The sequence below is a fragment of the Microbacterium sp. CFH 31415 genome (assembly GCF_022538185.1).
GTDB lineage: Bacteria > Actinomycetota > Actinomycetes > Actinomycetales > Microbacteriaceae > Microbacterium.
This window is the reverse complement of the sequence record NZ_JAKYXC010000016.1, coordinates 77,837-95,692: the sequence shown is the minus strand read 5'-3', so window position 1 is coordinate 95,692 and position 17,856 is coordinate 77,837. Positions and strand designations below refer to the sequence as shown.

12 protein-coding genes are annotated in these 17,856 nt (G+C 71.9%); 9 read left to right on the top strand and 3 right to left on the bottom strand.

The window, feature by feature from the left end:
• Positions 1-47: 47 nt before the first annotated feature.
• The 3 genes from MK786_RS14670 to MK786_RS14660 form a co-directional block, all read right to left on the bottom strand.
• A complete protein-coding gene (locus MK786_RS14670) occupies positions 48-1,640 on the bottom strand; it encodes a hypothetical protein (protein WP_241112977.1) in 1,593 nt (530 codons plus the stop codon).
• Positions 1,641-1,922: 282 nt separating this feature from the next.
• A complete protein-coding gene (locus tag MK786_RS14665) occupies positions 1,923-3,791 on the bottom strand; it encodes a M3 family metallopeptidase (protein WP_277397648.1) in 1,869 nt (622 codons plus the stop codon).
• Positions 3,792-3,867: 76 nt separating this feature from the next.
• Positions 3,868-4,536 (bottom strand): DUF4916 domain-containing protein, encoded by a 669-nt coding sequence (locus MK786_RS14660; RefSeq protein WP_241112975.1) that lies wholly within the window; start codon positions 4,534-4,536, stop codon positions 3,868-3,870.
• A gap of 93 nt (positions 4,537-4,629) precedes the next feature.
• Here MK786_RS14660 and MK786_RS14655 point away from each other — a divergent pair, with 93 nt between their 5' ends.
• The 9 genes from MK786_RS14655 to MK786_RS14615 all read left to right on the top strand — a co-directional run bounded on the left by MK786_RS14655 (position 4,630) and on the right by MK786_RS14615 (position 17,856).
• A complete protein-coding gene (locus MK786_RS14655; protein WP_241112974.1) occupies positions 4,630-5,304 on the top strand; it encodes an alpha/beta hydrolase in 675 nt (224 codons plus the stop codon).
• Positions 5,305-5,591: 287 nt separating this feature from the next.
• The gene (locus MK786_RS14650) at positions 5,592-7,382 is read left to right on the top strand and encodes an ATP-binding cassette domain-containing protein (RefSeq protein WP_241112973.1); all 1,791 of its coding nucleotides are present in this window, start codon (positions 5,592-5,594) and stop codon (positions 7,380-7,382) included.
• Between the two features lie 71 nt (positions 7,383-7,453).
• Complete coding sequence (locus MK786_RS14645; protein WP_241112972.1) at positions 7,454-7,636, top strand: PspC domain-containing protein; 183 nt, start codon at positions 7,454-7,456, stop codon at positions 7,634-7,636.
• Between the two features lie 66 nt (positions 7,637-7,702).
• Complete coding sequence (locus tag MK786_RS14640; RefSeq protein WP_241112971.1) at positions 7,703-12,502, top strand: DEAD/DEAH box helicase; 4,800 nt, start codon at positions 7,703-7,705, stop codon at positions 12,500-12,502.
• Positions 12,495-13,298 (top strand): DNA-formamidopyrimidine glycosylase family protein, encoded by an 804-nt coding sequence (locus MK786_RS14635; protein WP_241112970.1) that lies wholly within the window; start codon positions 12,495-12,497, stop codon positions 13,296-13,298. The genes MK786_RS14640 and MK786_RS14635 overlap by 8 nt, the downstream gene beginning before the upstream one ends.
• A 268-nt stretch (positions 13,299-13,566) precedes the next feature.
• Positions 13,567-14,739 carry an ABC transporter ATP-binding protein gene (locus MK786_RS14630; protein WP_241112969.1) on the top strand — a complete coding sequence of 391 codons (1,173 nt, stop codon included), beginning with the start codon at positions 13,567-13,569 and terminating at the stop codon, positions 14,737-14,739.
• Between the two features lie 72 nt (positions 14,740-14,811).
• Positions 14,812-15,996 (top strand): spermidine/putrescine ABC transporter substrate-binding protein, encoded by a 1,185-nt coding sequence (locus tag MK786_RS14625; protein ID WP_241112968.1) that lies wholly within the window; start codon positions 14,812-14,814, stop codon positions 15,994-15,996.
• Positions 15,989-16,939 (top strand): ABC transporter permease, encoded by a 951-nt coding sequence (locus MK786_RS14620; RefSeq protein WP_241112967.1) that lies wholly within the window; start codon positions 15,989-15,991, stop codon positions 16,937-16,939. Before MK786_RS14625 ends, MK786_RS14620 begins: the two co-directional genes overlap by 8 nt.
• On the top strand, positions 16,936-17,856 hold the full coding sequence (locus MK786_RS14615) for an ABC transporter permease (RefSeq protein WP_308220048.1): 921 nt from the start codon (positions 16,936-16,938) through the stop codon (positions 17,854-17,856). Before MK786_RS14620 ends, MK786_RS14615 begins: the two co-directional genes overlap by 4 nt.

The following is a 17,856-nucleotide window of genomic DNA, read 5'->3' as shown; positions in this document are numbered from 1 at the left end:
GCCGCTGCGGATCCTGCCCTTTCACGTGTGGGACGGGTGCGGGCGGGTCAAGCGCCGGCAGGCTGCGCCGCGTCGGCGTCGGCGTCGGCGTCGTCCGGCTGCTCGGCGGCCTGCCCGACGCCTGCGTCCGCGTCGCCGTCACCCGCGGAGTCACCGGCGTCGGACGACTCCGGCTGCTCGTCCTGGGCAGCGTCGGCGACGGGCGCGTCATGCCCGTCGTGCTCCGCGTCGACGTCCTGGGCATGCACGACGTGCTCGATCGGCGCGGCGTCCTCGAGCGTCTCGGCAACCGCATCCGTCTCGGCCGGCACGCCGGCGTCGGCGAGGTCGAGCGGCGCGGTCGGACGGATGAGGTCCTTCACCTCGGCCATGAAGCTCGTCAGCTGATGCTGCTGCCAGCGCAGCTGACGCGTGCGGTCTTCGGCGTCGCGCAGCACGGCCTGCGAATGGCTCGTGACCAGGTCGATGATCTGCTGCGCCTTGGCGCGGGCCTGGTCGAGCTGCTCGCGGGCGCGCAGGGCGGCATCCGCCTCCACCTGCTGGGCCTGGGCACGCACGAGACGCTCGAAGTCGTCTGCCTTCGCCGACACGCGCTGCGCGTGCTCGAGCGACGCGGCGACCTGGTCGTTGGCGTCCTGGGTGATGCGCTCCGCGTGGGCGACGGCCTGGTTGTGCAGCACGAGGAACTCCTGCTGCGCGTCGTCCTGACGGCGGGTGAGGGATGCCTCGAACTCGAGGGCGCGGACGCGCAGCTCGCGCACCGCGTCCTCGGCCTCCGAGCGCGCGTGCGCGGTCTCGCGGGCGACCATCGACCGCAGCGTCGCGACGCCCTTCTCAGCCTCGGAGCGGATCGCCGCCGCCTCGCGCTCGGCCTGCGAGACCTTCTCGGCTGCGTGGGCGGCCTCGCGCTCGATGCGCGCCTGGTGCGCCGTGAGCTCGGTCTCGATGCGCAGACGTGCCTGCTGGGCCTCGTGCTGGGCCTGCGAGATGATCGCATCGGCTTCGGCCTTGGCATCCTTGCGGCGGTTGTCGATGTCTTCGTGCGCGGCGGCGAGCAGTCGCTCGCCCTGCACGGTCGCGTTGCGCAGTACGACACTCGCCTGCTCCTCGGCGACGCGGAGGATCTCCTCGAACTGCGGGCGGTTCGGCGACGCCGACTCCTCGGTCGCGCTGACCAGCTCTTCGGTGAGCACCTGCACGCGGTGCTCGGAGTTCGAGAGCTTCGCCTGGACCGCCGCGAGCTCGGCTTCGAGGCGGGCGACGGCATCGCGGTCGCGCGCGGCAGCGGCGGCCACCTCGGTCTCGAGACGCTCCAGTGCCTCCTCGCGCTGCGCGGTCGCCGCGGCGAGCTCGCTCTCGAGGCGGTCGGCCTTCTCGCGGCTCTGCGACACCGCCGCGCTCGCGCGCCGCTGGTTCTGCTTGAGCAGCGTCACCTGCTCGGTCGCCGCGTGCACGCGCGCGTTGAGGCCGGCGACCGCCGCGTCGACCTCTTCCTTGTCGTAGCCGCGGAAGGCGGTCGTGAACCCCGCGCCGGCGGTCTGCCTGTCCGGAGTGGCGGCGTTCGCCATCAGGCGGTCGAACGGGTGGGTGCTGGTGTCTTCGGCCGCGTCGTCACGCGCGGGCGAGGCGTTGTCGGACATCGAGTGTCTCCGCTTCTAGGGGATCGGGGGTCGGCGATCTCATCGGGGGGATGGAGCGGCGCAGAATCGCACACTCGTCCCAGCGGAGAGTGCATCCGACAGTGGCGAGGGGCGGAGACGACGCCCTCGACGACACCAGTGTTCTGGGCGCAGCGAACTGCGGCTCGGGCAGGTGAAGACTACCCCGCCGACCTGTGTATTCGGCATGCGCGGCGGCGGGTGCTGTGGAGGGCGCGGACGCGGCTCGCGGGCGGCGGTTGAGGGACTCGGGATGCCGCGGCCTCAGGCCCCCGCGAGCCACTCCCGGTACGCGTCGAACGAGTACTCCCGGCCGAGGAAGGCCTTCACGAGATCCCGGGCGTCGCGCGACCCGCCAGGCTCGAGGATCTCGCGGCGATAGCGGTGCGCGGTCTGCTCGTCCATGAGCCCCTGGCTGAAGCCCGAGAGCAGGTCGCGGGCGATCACGAGGCTCCACTGGTACGTGTAGTAGCAGGCGCCGTACCCCGTGAGGTGCCCGAAGCCCGCGTACGGGTGGAGGTCCGGCAGCGGCTGGACCGGGCTGGTCTCGGAGTACAGCCGCTCGGTCTCGGCCTGGAGGTCGTTCGGACGATCGACGTGCAGTCGGTACGACACGTTCGCGTGGCCGAGCTGGCGCCGCACCTCGAGAGCACGGCCGAACGCGTCGGCGACGCGCATCTTCTCGACGAGCTCGGCCGGGATCGGGTCGCCCGCGGCGTTCGCCGTGAACGACCGCAGCACGTCGGCGTCCCACGCCCACTCCTCGAGGAGCTGGCTCGGCGCCTCGACGAAGTCCCACTCGGTCGCGACGCCGCTGAAGCGCACCCAGCGCTGGTCGGCGCCGAGGATGTCGTGCACGAGGTGCCCAAACTCGTGGAAGAACGTCACGACGTCGTCGTGCGCGAGAAGTCCCCGCGAGAAGTTGCACAGCAGAACCGCCTCGGGAAGCGACCTCTCCGAGACCCCGGGCACGAGCGGGAAGCACGCCGCGTGGCTGAACTTGCCGGGGCGCGGGTGCAGGTCGAGGTGGATGCGGCCGATGCGCTCCCCGTCGCGCAGCACGTCATAGCTCGAGACGTCCTCGTGCCAGGTCGGCACGTCGACGGGGCGGTACTCGACGCCGAGCAGGCGCCCGGCGACGTCGAGCACGCCCGCCCGCACCCGGTCGAACGGGAGGTAGGAGCGCACCAGCTGCGCGTCGACGTCGTACTCCTCGCGCTTGAGCGCGCCGAGCAGGTACCAGAAGTCGGCGATCGTGACGACGTCGGCGTCGGGCTCATCGCGGCGCAGCCGCTCCAGCAGCCGGGCGTGCTCGACGGTCGCGGCGTCGGCGGAGGCGGCATCCAGTCTCGAGAGGAAAGCGGGGATCTCGGGACCCGAGCCGATCATCCTCGTCTCGGTCTCGTAATCTGCCCAATCGGCGAAGCCGAGCAGCTCGGCGCGCTCGGCCCGCACCTCGAGCAGCTCGGCGAGCACGCTGTCGTTCTCGGGCCACGCGAGGTCGTTGTACGCGCTCACGAGGGCCACCCGGGTCGCGCGCTCGGCCGCGAACTCGCGCACCGGCAGCAGGTCGGTGTAGTCGGTGGTGAGGGTGACCCGCCCGTCGGCGCCGATGGGGTGCGCGTCGATGAAGTCCTGCGGCAGCCCGGTCAGGGCATCGGCGGGCACGGTGACCTCGCGGCGGCCGTCGCGCACGTTCCGGGAGAAGATGAGCGACAGCTCGGTGTCGCGGTCGGTGAGCTCGCGCACGCGCGCCCGCTTCTCGTCGTCGAGGTCGACGCCGCCGCGTCGGAAGTCGCGGAGCAGGTGCGACAGCATGCGCGCGGCGTCGTCGTCGAGCCCCGAGGCATCTGCTTCGGCGAAGACGGCCCAGAGATCGCGGTCGAGCAGCCGGGCACTGCTGAGCGCCTCCACCGCCTGCACCTGGGCCTCCGCCGCTTCGCGCACGGCGTCGTCGGGGTGCGCCTCGCTCAGCAGGTAGACGGCGCTGAGGGCCTCGGCCAGCGCCAGGTCGGCGTCGTTCCACAGTTCGAGCCGCTCGATCGTCGACAGCTCGGACTCCGCCTTCAGCTGTTCGTCGAGGGCCCCGACTCGGGCGATGCGCTCGGTCGCGCGGTCGGTGGCGAGGGCCATCCAGCCCTCGGCGTCGGTCGGGAAGGTCAGGGGCTCGAGGGCGGCGCTGCTCACTCGACGAGCCTACGACGCGACGTCAGCGCAGGGCGCCCACGCTCGCGAGGGCGAGGCGCACGAGGGTTCCGCGTCCGCCTTCCATCTCTGCGGAGAGGGCATCGGATGCCGCTTCCTCCGGCTTCAGCCACGTGACCTCGAGCGCATCCTGACGCGGCTCGCACGTGCCGGAGACGGGCACGACGAAGGCGAGCGACACGGCGTGCTGGCGTTCGTCGTGGAACGGGCTCATGCCGGGGAGGGGGAAGTACTCGGCCACCGTGAACGGGAGCGGCTGCGGCGGCAGCAGCGGGAAGGCCATGGGGCCGAGGTCGTTCTCGACGTGGCGGAAGAGCGCGTCGCGCACGGTCTCGCCATAGCGGACGCGGCCCGAGACGAGGGTGCGCGTGATCTCGCCGAGCGGCGTCGCGCGCAGGAGGATGCCGACCTCCGTGACGGCGCCGACGCCGTCGGTGCGGACCGGCAGCGCCTCGACGTACAGCATCGGCAGCCGGCGGCGGGCCTCGGCGAGCTCGATGTCGCTGAGCCATCCGGGGTTGCCCGCGGCATCCGGCGTCGGCGATCCGAACGTGCCGTCCCCCAGGCTGCGGCCGCCGGAGCCGAACGACGCGCCCACGCCGCCGAGCGGATCGCGAGGTGTTCCGTCGTCGTCGCGCTCGTTGGGGTCGGGATCGGGGGTGCGCACCGGCATGCCTCCTGTATACCTCAACGCCCCGCCGGGCGAGAGTGGTCCGGCGGGGCGTTGAGGAGGCGGCGTGACCCCGGTCCGGGGCAGGATGGAGGCGTGAGCACCCACACGCCTCTCGACGCGGACGCCGTGCTGTGGTCGGCCGACGCCGGCGATCGCGACGGGCGGCCGCTGCTCGTCCTGCTGCACGGCTACGGCGCCGACGAGCGCGACCTGTTCGGTCTCGTCCCCTACCTGCCGCCCGAGTTCGCCGTCGCCGCCGTGCGCGCCCCGCTCGCACCGCCCTTCCCGGCACCCGGCTACTCCTGGTACCCGATCGAGGGACTCGAGACCCGTGATCCCGCGCACATCACGGCCGCGGCGCGCGGACTCATCGAGTGGACGGATGCCGCGGCCGCGGCCCATCGCACGATCGGACTGCTCGGCTTCTCGCAGGGTGCGGCGGTGGCCCTGCAGGCGATGCGGCTCGAGCCGGCGCGGTTCGCGTTCGCGGTGAACCTGTCGGGCTACGTCACTCCCGGCGACCTGCCCCGCGACAGCGAGCTGGCCGACCGGCGGCCGCCGGTGTTCTGGGGGCGCGGCACGAACGACGATGTCATCCCGGCCTTCCTCGTCGCGCACACGACCGAGTGGCTCCCCGGCCACGTCGAGCTGAGCGGCCGGGTCTACCCGGGCCTCACGCACAGCGTGTCAGAGCAGGAGCTCGCCGATGTGCGCGTGTTCCTCGACAAGCAGCTCGCGCAGGAGGACGGGGCCTCCGCCTCGGTGTAGCGAGCACGAGATTCCCAGGCGCTCGGGCGGAGCATCCGCTATCGTGTCCCCTGGCCTTGTCCCCTCTGTGAGGAACTCCCTTGAAGCTGATCGCCGCGACCGCGCTGTAATCGCGCTGCTCCGTCGATCCTTCCGACGGCCCAGCGCTCCGATTCCGCGCTGGCCGTCGATCCTGCCGCTCTTCCTCGGCTTCTGCCGGCTCCCGCCGGCGCGTGCCGGCTCTCCGCCGGCGTCGGGGCGATTCCGCGGCATCCGGTGCCAGCGCATGACCGCACCACGGAGGCCCCATGTCCACCCATACCCTCACCCCGTCCGTCATCCTCGAGCGCGTCTCGTTCGCATGGCCCGACGGCACCCTCGCCCTCGCCGACGTATCCGGCGCCTTCGGCGCCCTTCGCACCGGCCTCGTCGGCCGCAACGGCTCGGGCAAGTCCACGCTCCTCCGGCTCATCGCCGGCGAGCTCGCCCCCGCTGCCGGCAGCGTCGCGGCGTCCGCCGGCGTCGCGTACCTGCCGCAGCGGCTCACCCTCGACGTCGATCGACCCGTCGCCGAGCTGCTCGGTGTGTCGGTGCCGCTGTCGGCGCTGCGGGCGATCGAGTCCGGCGACGCCGACCCGCGCCACTTCGACGCCGTCGGCTCCGACTGGGACATCGAGGCGCGCGCGCACGCCGCGCTCGCCGAGGCCGGTCTGTCGCCGGGCATGCTCGACCGACGCGTCGGCGAGCTGTCGGGCGGCGAGGCGGTGCTCACCGCGATCGCCGGGATCCGGCTGCGCGAGGCGTCCATCGCGCTGCTCGACGAGCCCACGAACAACCTCGACCGCGACGCCCGGGCCCGGCTCGGCGCGATGGTGCGGGGCTGGCGCGGAACGCTCATCGTGGTGAGCCACGACGTCTCGCTGCTCGAGCTGATGGACGAGACCGCCGAGCTCTACGGCAACGAGCTCTCGGTGTTCGGCGGTCCGTACTCGGAGTGGCGGGCGTGGCTCGACAGCGAGCAGGACGCCGCGAAGCAGGCCGAGAAGGCGGCTGCGCAGGCCGTGCGGCGCGAGAAGCGCGAGCGCATCGAGACCGAGACCAAGCTCGCCCACCGCAGCGCGATGGGCAAGAAGGCGCAGGCCGAGAAGCGCGTGCCGGGGATCGTCGCCGGCGGGCGCAAGATGTCGGCACAGGTCTCGGCCGGGAAGCTGCGAACCGAGGCGCGTGGCAAGGAGGCGGAGGCGCGTGAGGCGCTCGACGCCGCCGGACGCCGCGTGCGCGACGACGACACGATCCGCATCGACCTCCCCGACCCGGGTGTTCCCGCGGGGCGCCGCATCGCGACGCTGAGCGACGGACACCGGTCGTGGGTCGTGCAGGGGCAGGAGCGGGTCGCGCTCATCGGCGCCAACGGCGCGGGCAAGACGACCCTGCTCGAGCGCCTGCTCGGCGTCGAACGGTCGGGAGAAACCGCCGGTTCCGGCCTCGGGATGGGCTCCGATACCCGATCCGTACCGGCGGTTTCACCGGCGGGCGCCGTCGCCAGCGCGGGGGATGCTGTGCGGAGCGCGATACCGGACGCTGTGCCGGGTGCTGTACCGGACGCAGGAGACATGCAGGGGGCGCACGATGCGCCGCCGCAGGGCGACCTGATCCTGAGTTCGGTACGCGGTGAGCTGCACACCGACCGGGTCGGCTACCTGCCGCAGCGGGTGGACGGCCTCGACGAGCACGGGTCGGTCCTGGAGAACGTGGCGGTCGCTGCGTCCGCGGTGCCGATTCCCGAGCTGCGCAACCGGCTGGCCCGGTTCCTCATCCGGGGGGCCGCGGTCGAGCGGCCGGTGTCGACGCTGTCGGGCGGCGAACGGTTCCGCGTCGCCCTGGCGCGGCTGCTGCTCGCCGACCCGGCACCGCAGCTGATCGTGCTCGACGAGCCGACGAACAACCTCGACCTCGACACGGTCGGGCAGCTCGTCGGCGCCCTCGCCGCCTACCGCGGCGCGGTGCTGATCGTGAGCCACGACGACGCGTTCCTCGCGCGGCTGGGCATCGACCTGACGCTCGAACTCGGCCGCGACGGCGAGCTCACCGAGCGGTGAGCTCTGCGACACCCGGTCCGTCTTCCGCGGACCGGGTGTCGCGACGGCCTCATTCGGAGCAGGATGAGCGCATGAACCAGCTCATCCGGCCCCGCGAGGGGCGCATGATCGCCGGCGCCTGCCTCGCGGTCGCCAACCGTTTCGGGGTGAACGTCGTCGCCGTGCGGATCCTCACCGTCCTCGCGACCGTGTTCTTCGGCCTCTCGATCTGGGTCTACCTGCTGCTCTGGGTGCTCATCCCGTCCGAGCGCTGACGTCAGGCCGACCTCCGCCGACGTCAACCCCGCCCCGATGTCGCCGCCCTCGACCAAGATGGAGGGATGAGCGACGTGCTCGAGCGGTTCAGCCCCGCCACGCAGGATTGGTTCCGCGGCGCGTTCTCCCGGCCGACCGACGCGCAGATCGGCGCGTGGGACGCCATCTCCAAGGGCAAGAACGCGCTCGTCGTCGCCCCCACCGGGTCGGGCAAGACGCTGTCGGCCTTCCTGTGGGCGATCGACCGCGTCTTCCGCGAGAAGGACGCGAGTGTGCCCGCGGCTCCGGCGAAGGGCCGGAAGAGGCGAGCGGATGCCGCGGCCCCGCCGACCCGCATCCTGTACATCTCCCCGCTCAAGGCGCTGGGCGTCGACGTCGAGCGCAACCTCCGCTCGCCGCTCGTCGGCATCGGGCAGTCCGGACGCCGCCTCGGCGTCGCGGTGCCCGACGTGTCGGTCGGCGTGCGCTCCGGCGACACCACGTCGAGCGACCGGCGCAAGCTCGTCACGGCGCCGCCCGACATCCTGATCACGACGCCCGAGTCGCTGTACCTGATGCTCACGAGCGCCGCGGGCGAGACCCTCAAGGGCGTGCACACCGTCATCGTCGACGAGGTGCACGCGGTCGCCGCGACCAAGCGCGGCGCGCACCTCGCCGTAAGCCTCGAACGGCTCGACGCCCTGCTCGACAAGCCCGCCCAGCGCATCGGACTCTCGGCGACCGTGCGCCCGATCGACGAGGTCGCGCGCTTCCTGGGCGGCTCGGCACCGGTCGAGATCGTCGCACCGAAGTCGTCGAAGGCGTTCGACATGCGCGTGGTCGTGCCGATCGACGACATGCTCAACCCGCCGCCCGCGCCCGGCGCCACAGCGCCGGCCGACTGGACGCCGGCGACCGGCGACGGCGCAGGCGACGGCGAAGTCATCGACGAGGACTGGTTCGCCGACGGCTCGGGCGGCCGCACGCGGGCGTCCGGCGCCGGCGAGACCGAGGTCACCGGCTCGGTGTGGCCGCACGTCGAGGAGGCCATCGTCGACCGCATCCTGCAGCAGCGCTCCACCATCGTCTTCTGCAACTCGCGCCGCCTCGCCGAGCGCCTCACCGGGCGCCTCAACGAGATCTACTCCGAGCGGCTCGGGCTCGACCTGCCCGAGGCATCCGTCCCCGCCGCGATGATGGCGCAGGCCGGCGCCACGGCCGGGGCCGACCCGGTGCTCGCCAAGGCGCACCACGGCTCGGTGTCGAAGGAGCAGCGGGCACAGGTCGAGGAGGAGCTCAAGTCGGGGGTGCTGCGCTGCGTCGTGGCGACCAGCAGCCTCGAGCTCGGCATCGACATGGGCGCGGTCGACCTCGTGATCCAGGTCGAGGCTCCGCCGAGTGCGGCGTCGGGCCTCCAGCGGATCGGTCGCGCGGGCCACCAGGTGGGCGAGGTCAGCCGCGCGGCGCTCTTCCCGAAGCACCGCGGCGACGTGCTCCACACCGCGATCGTCACCGAGCGCATGCTCGCCGGTCAGATCGAGGCGATCGCGGTCCCGCAGAACCCGCTCGACATCCTCGCGCAGCAGACCGTCGCGGCGTGTGCGCTCGCGCCGATCGACGTCGAGGGCTGGTACGAGACGCTCAAGCGCAGCGCGCCGTTCCGTTCCCTCCCCCGCTCGGCGTACGAGGCGACGCTCGACCTCCTCGCGGGACGCTTCCCGTCCGACGAATTCGCCGAGCTGCGGCCGCGTCTCATCTGGGACCGCGACCACGGCACCCTGACCGGGCGCCCCGGCTCGCAGCGGATCGCGGTGACGAGCGGGGGCACGATCCCCGACCGCGGGCTGTTCGGCGTCTTCGTCGCCGGCGAGTCCCAGAACGCCCGCGTCGGCGAGCTCGACGAGGAGATGGTGTACGAGTCGCGCGTCAACGACGTGTTCACCCTCGGCACGACCAGCTGGCGCATCGTCGAGATCACGCACGACCGCGTCAACGTGGTGCCCGCGTTCGGGCAGCCTGGCAAGGTGCCCTTCTGGCACGGCGACGGGATCGGCCGGCCGGCAGAGCTGGGCGAGGCGCTCGGCAAGTTCTCGCGCGAGGTCTCGGCGGCGAAGCCCGACAAGGCGCAGGAGCGGCTCAGCGAGGCGGGGCTCGACGACTACGCGCAGGGCAACCTGCTCGCCTATCTGGCCGAGCAGCGCGAGTCCACCGGCACTCTTCCGACCGACAAGCAGCTCACGGTGGAGCGAGGACGCGATGAGGTCGGCGACTGGCGCGTCATCCTGCATTCCCCGTACGGCATGCAGGTGCACGCGCCGTGGGCGCTGGCGGTCAACGCGCGCATCCGCGAGCGTCTGGGGGTCGAGGGTTCGGCGGTCGCCAGCGACGACGGCATCATCGCGAGGATTCCGGATGCCTCGGCCGAGCCGCCCGGGGCGGAGCTGTTCGTCTTCGATCCCGACGAGCTCGAGCAGATCGTCACCGAAGAGGTCGGCGGTTCAGCCCTGTTCGCCTCGCGGTTCCGCGAGTGCGCGGCGCGGGCGCTGCTCATGCCGCGGCGCAACCCCGGCCGCCGCAGCCCGCTGTGGCAGCAGCGCCAGCGGTCGGCGCAGCTGCTCGAGGTCGCGCGGCGCTATCCGACGTTCCCGATCATCCTCGAGACCCTGCGCGAGGTGCTCCAGGACGTCTACGACGTGCCGTCGCTGCTGCGGATCGCGCGCAGCATCGGGGATCGCCGCATCCGTCTCATCGAGACCGAGCCGTCACAGCCGTCGCCCTTCGCCCGCGACCTGCTCTTCGGATATGTCGGCGCGTTCATGTACGAGGGCGACTCTCCCCTCGCGGAGCGTCGTGCCGCCGCGCTCTCGGTCGATCCGGCCCTGCTGTCCGAGCTGCTCGGCAAGATCGAGATGCGCGAGCTGCTCGACCCCGACGTCATCGCGCAGTTCGAGCGCGAGGCGCAGCGGCTCGATCCCGAGCGCCGCGCTCGCGGCCTCGAGGGGGTCGCCGACCTGCTGCGCCTGCTCGGTCCGCTCGACGCCGCCGAGGTGGCCGCCCGCCTGCAGCCCACCCGGACCGCCCCCGAGCCGAACGGCGATGGGGCGAGCCGCGCCGACACGAGCGCGGCGACCGAGGGCGAGGCATCCGCTCTCCTCGACGATCTCGTCACCGCACGTCGCGCGATCCAGGTCACCATCGCCGGATCTCCGCGCGTCGCCGCCGTCGAAGACGCGGGACGCCTGCGGGACGCCATCGGCGTGGCGCTGCCCGTCGGCATCCCGACCGCGTTCCTCGAGCCCCTCGCGGATCCGCTCGGCGACCTCGTCGCACGATACGCCCGCACCCACGGACCCTTCACGGCGGATGCTGTCGCCCAGCGGCTCGGCGTCGGCATCGCCGTCGCACGCCATACGCTCCAGCGGCTCGAGTCGCAGGGCCGGCTCACCAGCGGGTTCTTCCTCCCCGCGTCGACCGCCACCGCCGGTGACGACACCGAGTGGTGCGACGCCGAGGTGCTGCGCCGGCTGCGGATGCGCTCGCTCGCGGCCATCCGGGGCAGCGTCGAGCCCGTTCCGCAAGACGCGTATGCCCGATTCCTGCCGGTGTGGCAGCACGCCACCCGTCCGTTGGAGGGTGTCGACGGGGTCGCGGCGGTGGTCGAGCAGCTCGCCGGCGTGCCGATCCCGGCCAGCGCGTGGGAGTCGCTCATCCTGCCGGCACGGGTCGCCGACTACTCGCCCGCCATGCTCGACGAGCTCACCGCCACCGGTGAGGTGGTGTGGTCGGGGCATGGCAGTCTTCCGGGCCGCGACGGCTGGGTGGCCCTGCATCCCGCCGATGCGCTCCCACTGACGCTCACCGTCGCCGACGACGAGATTCCCGACGGGTCGCTCGACGCGCAGCTCCTCGCCGCGCTCGACGCCGGGGGCGGCTACTTCGCCGCACAGCTCCGCCAGCTGACGGGCGCCGAGAACGAGCAGTCCGTGATCGACGCACTCTGGCGGCTGACGTGGGCGGGCAGGGTCACCAACGACACCTTCGCCCCCGTGCGCACGCTCGTCGGCGGCGGATCGCAGGCTCATCGCGTCGCCCGCAAGACGCCGCGCACCCGGCTGTACCGCGGCGCCGCCGTGCGGACGGTGGCGGCATCCGTCCCCCCTCGGCCGCCGGCGATCGGGGGACGCTGGTCGCTGCTGCCGCCGCCCGAGCCCGACCCCGCGCTGCGCGCCACCGCGGCGGCGAGCCTGCTGCTCGACCGGTACGGGGTCGTCACGCGCGGCGCGGTCCAGGCCGAAGGGCTGCCCGGCGGTTTCGCCCAGGCGTACCGCGTGCTGGCCGGTTTCGAAGAGGCCGGGCACTGCCGGCGCGGCTACGTCATCGAGAAGCTCGGCGCGGCGCAGTTCGCCGCGTCCACCACCGTCGACCGTCTGCGCGAATTCGCCGCTCTGCCCGACCCGCCGCCCCTGCGCGCTGTGACGCTCGCTGCCACCGACCCCGCCAACCCGTACGGCGCGGCGCTCGGCTGGCCGGCGCTCGAGGGAGTCGGCCATCGCCCGGGGCGCAAGGCGGGGGCGCTCGTCGTCCTGGTCGACGGCGCGCTCGTGCTGTACCTCGAGCGGGGCGGCAAGTCCGCCCTCGCGTTCAGCGGGGAGGAGGCGGCCATCGCTGCGGCGACGCGCGACCTCGCCGCGACGGCGCGCGCACGGCGGCTCGACACCCTCACCATCGAGCAGGTCAACGGCGCGTTCATCCACGGCACCGGCTGGGGCCGCGCCCTCCGCGAGGCGGGCTTCGTCGAGTCCCCGCGCGGGCTGACGCTGCGCCGCCTCACCGCGGGCGACGCCGAGCGCGCCGCCCGGCAGCGCGCCGGAACGCCGAATGCCTGAGGGCGACACCGTCTACCGCACGGCCCGGCGGCTGAACGACGCCCTGGCCGGTGCGACCGTCACCCGGTTCGAGCTGCGCGTCCCGCAGGTCGCCGCCGTCGACCTGACCGGCAGTGTGGTGCACGGCGTGGTGTCGCGCGGGAAGCATCTGCTGCACCGGATCGGCGATCAGACGCTGCACACGCACCTCAAGATGGAGGGCGAATGGCACGTCTACCGACGCGGCGAGCGCTGGCGCAATGCCGCGTTCAAGGCGCGGGCCGTCATCGGGGCGACCGCGGCCGACGGCACGGAGTGGGAGACGGTGGGCTTCGACCTCGCCGACATCACCGTCGTGCCGACGTCCGCCGAAGACACGCTGGTCGGCTACCTCGGCCCGGATCCTCTCGCGGCGGACTGGGATGCCGGCGAGGCCGCGCGGCGCCTGGCCGCCGACCGCCGCGCAGTGCACGTCGCGCTGCAGGATCAGCGCAATGTGGCGGGATTCGGCAACGAGTACGCCAACGAGATCCTCTTCGTGCGCGGCATCCTCCCCACCACTCCTGCGGATCAGACGGATGCCGCGGCGATCATCGATCTCGGCGCCCGCATGATCCGCGCCAACAGGGACCGCAGCGGGCGCACGTTCACGGGAGATGCCCGGCCCGGTCGCTCGACCTGGGTGTACCGCCGCGAGGGGCGCGAGTGCCGCCGCTGCGGCGCGATCATCCGCGGCGGATCGCTCGGCGCCGACCCCACGAAAGAGCGCATCGTCTTCTGGTGCCCGGTGTGCCAGACCGGCCCGGCGGCCGGCTGACACGACCCACGGCGGCCTCTCCACGGACGATCTGTCGGCCCCCGAGCGCCGGTCGGCCGCCCGCGCGCCGTGAGCGCCGCGAAACCCTGCGGTTTCCTGACCGTTACACAACTCCGGACGATCTGTCAGGCCGAACGCTGCGAGACCCCGGATCGTCCGGTTCGGCCATCGGCACGTTGCGGGGGGTGAACCGCCCACTATTGAATGACCCACACATCCCACCCGGTCGTGCAGCGTCGCGCGACCCGCAGCAGGAGGACCTCATCAGGTGACGACGGCGACTGACGCGGAGACCGCTCCGGCGACCAACCCGGCCTCGACGGACGGCCGCGGCGCCGTGGTCCTGTCCGGGATCACGAAGCTCTACGGCGACCAGGTCGCCGTAGACGACCTGTCGCTCACGATCCAGCCCGGAGAATTCATCTCACTCCTCGGCCCGTCGGGGTGCGGCAAGACCACCACGCTGCGCATGATCGCCGGATTCGAGCACCCCGACGCGGGGGACATCCGGGTGTCGGGCAAGTCGGTGCTCAACGCTCCGCCTTACCGCCGCGACGTCAACACCGTCTTCCAGGCGTACGCCCTGTTCCCGCATCTCAGCGTCGCCGAGAATGTCGCCTACGGCCTCCAGCAGCGCCGCACTCCGAAGACGGAGATCCGCGACAAGGTGACGCAGGCGCTCGACCTGGTGCAGATGCGGCGATTCGGCGACCGCAAGCCCGCACAGCTCTCCGGCGGCCAGCAGCAGCGCATCGCGCTCGCGCGCGCCCTCGTCAATCAGCCCTCGGTGCTCCTCCTCGACGAGCCGCTCGGCGCTCTCGACCGGCAGCTGCGGGAGGAGATGCAGCTCGAGCTCAAGCTGCTGCAGGCCCGCCTCGGCATCACGTTCATCTTCGTCACGCATGACCAGGGCGAGGCGCTCTCGATGAGCGACCGCATCGCGATCATGCGCGCCGGTCGCATCGAGCAGCTCGCCGATGCCGACACGGTGTACGCACGGCCGGCATCGGCGTATGTCGCGGCGTTCGTGGGACAGCAGAACTTCTTCCGCGGCCGGATCGAGGAGTCGGGTGCGGCGATCGCGTCGCCGCACGCCCTCGTGCGCGCCGCGAACGCCACGCTCACAGGCACCGGTCAGGGCGAAGCCGCCGTGCGGCCCGAGTACATCCGCATCGCGGCCGACGACCCGGCGGCGACGACCGATGCGAACACCGCACGCGGTGAGCTGATCGGGGTGTCGCACCTCGGCGACACGATGCAGTATCTCGTGCGCCTCGGCGACGAGCAGAGCCTCATCGTGCGCCGCCCGACGCCCGACGCCCCCGCCCTGCAGGTGGGCGACGCGGTCGTCTGCACCTGGGCCGCACACCACGTGCTGCTGTTCCCCGCCGACGACGCCGCCCAGGAGGGCGGCTACGTCGCGCCCCCGACCACCGTCTGAACCGTCCTTCTCACAACCACACAGCCGCAGCACCCGCTCACCCGGCTCCCCGACCCGAACCTGGAGACCACGATGACCGACTCACGCAACCCGATCCGCATCCTCGCGCCGGAAGGCGCGGCGCCGTCGATCGTGCGCGAGCTCTCGCGCCGCCGGTTCCTGAGCCTCGCCGCCCTCGCCGGCGGAGCGAGCGTGCTCGCGGCGTGCGCGCCCGGGGGGAGCGGGTCGCCGGCGCCGCAGGCGACAGGGGGCTCGCTCGAAGACAGCCTCTCGGTCTACACGTGGGCGGAGTACGACGCACCCGAGGTGGTCGAGGCGTTCACCGCAGAGCTCGGACCGAAGGTCACGCTCGACTCCTACGGCTCGAACGAAGAGCTCATCTCCAAGCTCGTGGCGGCCAAGGGCACGTCGGGCTACGACATCGTCGTTCCCACCGGCGTCTTCATCCCGCAGATGATCGAGCAGGGCCTGCTGCAGAAGCTCAACAAGGACCTGCTGCCGAACATGGCGAACATGGATCCGGCTTTCATGGGTCGCGCGTGGGACCCGAACAACGACTACTCGATCTGCAAGGCGTGGGGCACGACCGGCTACGTGTACGACAAGAACGTCATCACCCGCGAGCTGACCACATGGGCGGACTTCTTCGACGCCGCACAGAACGAGGCGAGCGGCAAGACCGCGATGTCGGACGACCCCGCCGGCGTCGTCGGATCGTACTTCTGGGCGAACGACATCGACTGGAACACCGACGACCCCGACCAGCTCGAGGCCGCTCGCGCCTTCCTCGTCGAGAAGATCGCGCCGCACGTCGCGGCGTTCGACTCCGCCGCCGGTGCCAACACCATCCCCCAAGGCACCCACGCCCTGCTCATGGCGTGGAACGGCGACGCGCGCCTCGGCATCCAGGAGTCGTCCGACCCCGACCGCTGGCAGTGGGTGCTCCCCGGCCCGCAGACGGAGCTCTGGATGGACAACTGGGCGATCGCGACCGGCGCCGCCCACCCGGAGGCGGCTCACGCGTTCATCGATTTCGCAATGGTCCCCGAGAACCAGCTCCTGAACCTCGAGTGGGTCGGCTACAACGTCGGCGCGAAGGACGCGCAGGCCGCGGCCGAAGCGGCAGAGGTCGAGCGCCTCGACATGATCTTCTTCACGCCCGAGCAGCTCGAGACCATGCACGAGCAGGTCCTCAACGACTCGCTGGCCGCGCGCGTGGAGATCTACAACGAGGTGAAGGCTGCGGCCGGTGCGTAATCGCGCCTCGGGCGCGGTCGGCCCGGCGCTCGCGGTCCCGGCGTGGGCGTGGCTCCTGCTCTTCTTCGTCGCGCCCGTCGCGATGGTGGTGTGGTTCAGCTTCGGCTACAAGCCCGGCGTCTTCGGCACCCACGCGAACGACGTCCTCTCGCTGGACAGGTACTTCGAGGCCATCTCGCCCACCTTCATCGCGACGTTCCAGAACACGCTCGGGGTGGGCATCATCGGCACCCTGCTCTGCTGCGTGATCGGGGCGCCGGTCGCGTACTGGATGGCCTTCAAGGTGAAGCCCGAGCGGCGCGGCATCCTCATCGCCCTCGTGCTGGTGCCGTTCTGGACGAACTTCCTGGTCCGCACCATCGGCTGGCAGGTGATCCTCGCTCCCGAAGGGTGGCTCTCGACCCTGATGCAGAGCATCGGCGTGCTCGACGGACCGCTGGAGCTGCTGTACACGCGCACCGCGGTGATCATCGGTGTGGTCTACAACTACCTGCCCCTGATGATCCTGCCGCTGTTCGTGGCGTTCGACCGGGTCGGACCGGCACTGCGCGAGGCCTCGAAGGACCTCGGCGCCGGCAAGGTCATGACCTTCTTCCGCGTCACGCTGCCGCTGTCGCAGCCCGGCATCATCGCGGGCGTCCTGCTGGTGTTCATCCCGCTGATGGGTGACTACATCACCGCGACCGTGCTGGGCGGCGCGAAGGGCAACATGGTCGGTCAGATCGTCGCGGGCCAGTTCCAGACGGCGCAGAACTGGGCCCTCGGTTCGGCCATGGCCGTGCTGCTGATGCTCCTGATCATGCTCGCGATCGCCGTGGCCGCACTGATCCTCTGGCTGATCGCGCTGCCGTTCCGCTCCCGCAACCGGCTGGTCCTCGGGCCGGTCACCGATACGGCGAAGACGGATGCTGCCCCCGCAGCCTCACCGGAGGTGACGACGTGACCACGCAGACCCAGACGGAGACGATCATGCAGGCGCGGGCTCGCGAGGGCCGGCCCGGCACCGGCGTCCGTCGCCGCGTGCGCAAGCCGTGGTCGGACATCGCGCTCAGCGTGTGGGGCATGCTCGTCATGCTCTTCCTGTTCCTGCCGATCATCGTGATCGTCGTGCACTCGTTCAACACCGGCCGCCTGCTCGCCGTGTGGGACGGATTCGGCTTCGACGCGTTCATGTCGATCCTCACCAAACCCGCGATCCAGAGCGCCGTACGCGTGTCGCTGCTCACCGCCCTCATCGCAGCGATCATCGCGACGGTGCTCGGCACTCTCGCCGGCATCGCCATGGCGCGGCATCCCGGCAAGTGGGTCTGGTGGTTCCTGGGCCTCTTGCTCCTGGTGTCGGTGACCCCTGAGATCGTCGACGCGGTCGCGCTGCTGCCGTTCTTCGTCTTCCTCGGCCAGGACATGGGCGTCACGATGTTCAACGACGGCATCGTGCGCCTGTCGGTGGGATCCTCGCTGTTCGCGACCGCGGTGGTGTCGTACATCGTCCGCGCGCGGCTCGTGGGTCAGGACGCACGCCTGGAGGAGGCATCCGCTGATCTCTACGCGAAGCCGTTCACCACGTTCCGCCGCGTGACGCTCGCGCTGGCGATGCCGGCAGTGCTCGCGGGCTTCCTGCTCGCGTTCACCCTGAGCCTCGACAACACCATCGTCGCCGCGTTCGTGCAGGTGTCGGGCACGACCCCGTGGCCGGTCTACGTGCTGAGCGCGCTGCGAACGGGGCTGCGTCCCGAGATCGCGGCGGTATCGACGATCATGCTTCTGCTCACACTGGTCGCCCTCGCTCTGGTCGCGCTGGTGCTCAAGCGCGCGGGCGACTCGGCGACGCAGATCGCCCGCACGATGACGGGAGGCTGA

Bases quoted from the DNA above. Each gene is read 5' to 3' on its own strand.
- MK786_RS14670 (WP_241112977.1), bottom strand. From the start codon at position 1,640: ATGTCCGACAACGCCTCGCCCGCGCGTGACGACGCGGCCGAAGACACC.
- MK786_RS14665 (WP_277397648.1), bottom strand. From the start codon at position 3,791: ATGGCCCTCGCCACCGACCGCGCGACCGAGCGCATCGCCCGAGTCGGG.
- MK786_RS14660 (WP_241112975.1), bottom strand. From the start codon at position 4,536: ATGCCGGTGCGCACCCCCGATCCCGACCCCAACGAGCGCGACGACGAC.
- MK786_RS14650 (WP_241112973.1), top strand. From the start codon at position 5,592: ATGTCCACCCATACCCTCACCCCGTCCGTCATCCTCGAGCGCGTCTCG.
- MK786_RS14645 (WP_241112972.1), top strand. From the start codon at position 7,454: ATGAACCAGCTCATCCGGCCCCGCGAGGGGCGCATGATCGCCGGCGCC.
- MK786_RS14640 (WP_241112971.1), top strand. From the start codon at position 7,703: ATGAGCGACGTGCTCGAGCGGTTCAGCCCCGCCACGCAGGATTGGTTC.
- MK786_RS14635 (WP_241112970.1), top strand. From the start codon at position 12,495: ATGCCTGAGGGCGACACCGTCTACCGCACGGCCCGGCGGCTGAACGAC.
- MK786_RS14625 (WP_241112968.1), top strand. From the start codon at position 14,812: ATGACCGACTCACGCAACCCGATCCGCATCCTCGCGCCGGAAGGCGCG.